Annotated in this window: 4 protein-coding genes and 1 pseudogene; 3 read left to right on the forward strand and 2 right to left on the reverse strand. The window is 75.2% G+C overall.

The window, feature by feature from the left end; genetic code table 11:
• Positions 1-241, reverse strand: a pseudogene (locus VR45_RS33900) (hypothetical protein); the annotation flags it as partial.
• Positions 242-606: 365 nt separating this feature from the next.
• On the opposite strand from VR45_RS33900, the gene VR45_RS33905 reads away from it, so the two are divergent.
• Positions 607-2,025, forward strand: a complete 1,419-nt coding sequence (locus VR45_RS33905; RefSeq protein WP_045943748.1) for a lamin tail domain-containing protein — start codon at positions 607-609, stop codon at positions 2,023-2,025.
• Between the two features lie 86 nt (positions 2,026-2,111).
• Here VR45_RS33905 and VR45_RS33910 read toward each other — a convergent pair whose 3' ends face one another.
• The gene (locus tag VR45_RS33910) at positions 2,112-3,083 is read right to left on the reverse strand and encodes a deoxyribonuclease IV (protein ID WP_045943749.1); all 972 of its coding nucleotides are present in this window, start codon (positions 3,081-3,083) and stop codon (positions 2,112-2,114) included.
• A 245-nt stretch (positions 3,084-3,328) separates the two neighbouring features.
• Here VR45_RS33910 and VR45_RS50815 point away from each other — a divergent pair, with 245 nt between their 5' ends.
• Positions 3,329-3,757 carry a hypothetical protein gene (locus VR45_RS50815; RefSeq protein ID WP_234326432.1) on the forward strand — a complete coding sequence of 143 codons (429 nt, stop codon included), beginning with the start codon at positions 3,329-3,331 and terminating at the stop codon, positions 3,755-3,757.
• Complete coding sequence (locus tag VR45_RS50820) at positions 3,730-4,407, forward strand: right-handed parallel beta-helix repeat-containing protein (protein WP_353612741.1); 678 nt, start codon at positions 3,730-3,732, stop codon at positions 4,405-4,407. The genes VR45_RS50815 and VR45_RS50820 overlap by 28 nt, the downstream gene beginning before the upstream one ends.
• Positions 4,408-4,630 lie beyond the last annotated feature (223 nt).

The raw sequence follows: 4,630 nt of genomic DNA on the forward strand, positions 1-4,630 counted from the left end.
CCCGGACGTAGACCACCACCGCCTGGGCGGTGTCCACCGGCTGGAAGGCGCGCTGCTCGTCGAGCACCTGGGTGGACTCGGCGTTGCCGGGCAGCCAGCTGGACGCCTGGTTGTCCTCGACGTCGGTGAGCTTGCCCGCCAGCGGGCCGGCCACCACCAGCAGGACCAGCCACAGGGCCAGCACCACCCACTTGCTGCGGTGTCCGCACGGCAGCTCGGCCAGTCTCCGGGTCGGGCTCATCGGGGGACCACCGTTCTCGGGGCTGCGGCGGCGCGGGTCGGCACCACGTGTCGGCATCGTCCGCTCCAGCCTGGCACCGGCCCCCGGACCCGGCAGCCCGAGCGGCACCGACGGGCCGCCGACCGTGTGTCATTCGGTGTCCGGGCGCGGGCCGAGCCCGGTCCTAGCCCGATCCCGGCCCGGCCCGGGCCCGGTGGGTCGGGTGGGGCGGGTGCGCGCGGACGGTGCGAGGGTGGTCCCGGCGTGCCGTGGTTCTTCCGTCGTTCATACCGCGCTCGCCTCCCGGCGTCGCTGCGTTGGCGGGCCACCGGGACGGTGGTGGCGCCCTGTCAGCCCTTCCCTCCCTTCCCCCCAGGACGGACATCGTGACCGCATCGCGCGCACCGCGTCGGCGCCGCAGCCTCGCCCTCCTCCTCGCCACCGCCCTCGGCCCCGTGCTGGCCACCGGCGTGTTCGGGGCGTCCCCGGCCACGGCCGCGCCGGCCGACGACATCCGGATCAACGAGGTGGTGACCACCGGATCCGTCAACGACTCGATCGAACTCGTCAACAAGGGCACCGCCGCCGTCGACATCTCGGGCTGGGTCCTCAAGGACGACAACAACAGCTCCAGCTACAAGGTCGCCGCCGGCACCACCCTCGCCGCCGGCGCGTTCAAGGCCTTCGACGTCCACAACGCCTTCGGCCTCGGCTCCGCGGACAAGGCCCGGCTGTACCTGCCGAACGGCAGCACCCTGGTCGACAGCTTCACCTGGAGCACCCACTCCGCGCCGTCCTGGTCGCGCTGTCCCGACGGCACCGGCGCCTTCGCCCAGGCCCAGCTCACCCTGGGCGCGGCCAACAGCTGCGGCTCCGGCGGCGGCACCCCGGTGGCCTGGCCCGGCAGCAGCAGCGTCGCCACCGCCGACGCCTCGAACGTCTTCGGGACCGACCTCAGCGGCCTCTACCAGGACGGCGGCGTGCTGTGGGGCGCGCAGAACTCCGGCAAGCTCTGGCGCCTGCTCCCCGACGGCTCCGGCGGCTGGACCCCCGACACGGCCTCCGGCTGGAGCTCCGGCAAGACGCTGCGCTTCCCGGGCGGCACCGGCAGCCCCGACAGTGAGGGCGTGACCGTCACCTCCGCCGGGGCGGCGGGCGGCGTCTTCGTCTCCAGCGAGCGCAACGGCGACGCGTCCGGCACCAGCCGGCTGTCCGTCCTGCGCTACGACGTGAGCGGCACCGGCAGCACGCTGACCGCCGCCAAGGAGTGGAACCTCACCGCGAGCCTGCCCTCGGTCGGCTCCAACCTCGGTCTGGAGGGCATCACCTGGGTCCCGGACGGCGCGCTGACCGCCGCCGGCTTCAAGGACGAGTCGACCGGCGCGGCCTACGACCCGGCCGGGTACGCCGCCCACACCGGCGGGGTGTTCTTCGTCGGGGTCGAGGGCACCGGCGCCGTGCACGGCTTCGTCCTCCAGGACAGCGGCAGCTTCACCAAGGTCGCCTCGATCAGCACCGGCCTGGCCGGGGTGATGGAGGTCCAGTGGGAGCCGCAGACCTCGCGCCTGTGGGTGGTCTGCGACGACACCTGCAACGGCCAGCACCGCACCCTGAAGGTCAACGCCTCCGGTGCCTTCGCCACCACCGCCGTCTTCAACCGCCCGACCGGGATGTCCAACCTCAACAACGAGGGCTTCGCGATCGCCGGTGCCGCCGAGTGCGTCGGCGGCAGCAAGCCCGTCTACTGGTCCGACGACAGCAACACCGGGGGCCACGCCCTCCGCAGGGGCACCGTCACCTGCTGATCCCCGCCCTGCCGCGCGCGGCGGCCCCGAGCCACCCGGCTCGGGGCCGTTGCCGTTGCTGTCGGGCTTGCGGGCGTTGCGGGCCGTCACACCACCTGCGGGGCGGCCGCGCGAGAGCGGAGCCGCTTCAGGGCGGTGATGTCGAGGGTGTGGCCGGCGCCCTCGCCGCCGTGCTTGCGGTCCGGGGTCTCCACGATCAGGGGGACGCCGGCCGTGGCCGGGTGCTCGAAGAGCTCGCGGAACGGTTCGGTGCCGATCAGGCCGGCGCCGATGTTGGCGTGCCGGTCCTTGCGGGCGCCGACCGCGTCCTCGGAGTCGTTGGCGTGGATCAGCCGCAGCCGGCCCGGTCCGGCGGCCTCGACCAGCGCGTCCAGGGTCGCCCGGACACCGCCCGGCGCCGCCAGGTCGTGGCCGGCCGCGAAGGCGTGGCAGGTGTCCAGGCAGACCCCGACCTTCGGGTGGCCGTCCAGTGCCTCCACGTACCCGGCGAGGTCCTCCATCCGCGCGCAGAGCGAGCTGCCCTGGCCGGCCGTGGGTTCCAGCAGCAGCCACGGCGCGTCCTCGCCGAGCGCGTCGAGCTCGTCCAGCAGCCGCCGCACGTCCTCGCGGACCTGGGCCATCGCCTCGGCCCGCCGGGAGCCGCCGCCCGGGGCGGAGCCGACCGCCGACCCGGTGTGCAGCACCACGCCGAGCGCGCCGATCGCGTGCCCGCGCCGCAGCGAGTGGCGCAGCGAGTCGGCCGAGCGCTCCCTGGTCACCGGGTTGTCCGAGCCGAAGTTGATGAGGTACGGCGCGTGCACGTACGCGGGGACCGCCCGTTCCGCGCAGGACTCGCGGAACTCCGCGTCCTGCGCCGGGTTGCCGGTCGGCGTCGCCCAGCCGCGCGGATTCGCGACGAACACCTGCACCGTCTCGGCGCCCACCCGCCCGGCGTACGCGAGGCCGGTGCCGGCCAGACCGCGGCCGGCCACCGGCACATGGGCGCCGATCGGGTTGCGGACCGCCGGGTCGGGGAGGTCGGCGGCGGTGGCGGCTACGGGGGCGGTGCTGGTGCTCATGGCTCCGAGCATGGCACGCGGACGGCGGTCCGCCGTCGGCCGGGCCGGTGCCCGGGCCGTGCCCCGACCGGCCGACGCCCCGTCAGCCCGGCAGCCCAACCCTGGTGGCGGGGCCTCCCGCCCGCCCCTAGCGTCGGTTCGGCCGACACCCACCGGCCGTCACCCTCCGACCACCCCGCGTCAACGTGCCGACGTCCCCGCGAGCGCGCCCCCGCGTCGGCGCGTCAGAAAGCAGGTCACCACTCATGCCCACGCGACGGGTCCACCACCTCGCCGCGGCCACCGCCGCCGCCACCACCGCCCTGACCACCGTGCTGACCGCCGTCGGCGCCGCGCCCGCCCGCGCCGCCGGCGAACTGCACCTGGTCCGGCCCGGCGAATCGATCCAGCAGGCCGTCGACGCGGCACTGCCCGGCGACACCGTGCAGCTGCTCCCCGGCGAGTACCGGGGCAGCGTCCGGATCACCACGCCCGGCCTGACCCTGCGCGGCGCGGGCCGGGACAGCGTGCTGCTTCCGGCCGACGCGTCCCTCCCCGTGCCCGCCGCCGACGGCGCCGCCCTCTGCGCGACCTCGGCACCGACGAGCGTCCGCTCGCCGGCGTCACCGTCGAGGCGCTCGCCGTCACCGGCTTCCGCAAGAACGGCATCAGCGCCACCGGCACCACCGGGCTGACCGTGCGCGCCACCTACGTGCACGACAACGGCCAGCAGGGCATCAGCCAGGAGAAGTCGACCCGGGGCGTGATCACCGCCAACGAGTCCACCCGCAACGGCCAGTCCGGCGTCTTCCTCGCCAATTCCGTGGACAGCGAGGGCGGCGCCCTCTCCGCGGACGGCACCCTGGTCAGCGCCAACCTGCTGACCGACAACCGGGTCGGCGTCACCGTCCGGCGGCTGCGCGACCTGAGCGTCGAGCGGAACCGGATCCACGGCAACTGCGGCGGGGTGTTCGTCGTCGGCGACGAGGGCGTGCCCCGGGCCGGCGCACTCACCGTGACCCGCAACCAGGTCGTCGCCAACAACCGCTACTGCCCGCCGAACCCCCGGCTCGACCACATCCAGGGCGCCGGGATCGTGCTCACCGGGGCCGAGGAGACCTCGGTGACGGAGAACGAGGTCCGCGACAACGTCGGCGCCTCGCCGTTCTCCGGCGGCATCGTGCTCGTCCACAGCGTGGTCGGCGTGGCCAACGCCCGCAACACCGTCGCCGACAACCTCGTGCTCGGCAACGGGCCGGCCGACCTCGCCGACCGCGACACCGGCACCGACAACTCCTTCGCCCGCAACCAGTGCGCGGTCTCCGAGCCGGCCGGCCACTGCTGACCGGCCACTGCTGACCGGCTCCCGGCCCGCGCCCCCAGGGCGCGTCCTCACCTCCACCGACCCCCGCAGAAAGCAGAGACCCGGCCCCATGACCACCGCACCCGCCACCACCCCGCAGGCAGCCATGCGCCTGCGGGAGCTCGTCTTCGGCGCCGCCTGCGCCGCCGCCGTCCGCGCGGCCGCCCGGCTCGTGTCGCCGACGCGCTCGGCGACACCCCCACCC

Source organism: Streptomyces sp. NRRL S-495, from assembly GCF_000966955.1.
In the GTDB taxonomy this organism is placed as follows: Bacteria; Actinomycetota; Actinomycetes; order Streptomycetales; family Streptomycetaceae; genus Kitasatospora; species Kitasatospora purpeofusca.

Bases quoted from the DNA above. Each gene is read 5' to 3' on its own strand.
- VR45_RS50815 (WP_234326432.1), top strand. From the start codon at position 3,329: ATGCCCACGCGACGGGTCCACCACCTCGCCGCGGCCACCGCCGCCGCC.
- VR45_RS33910 (WP_045943749.1), bottom strand. From the start codon at position 3,083: ATGAGCACCAGCACCGCCCCCGTAGCCGCCACCGCCGCCGACCTCCCC.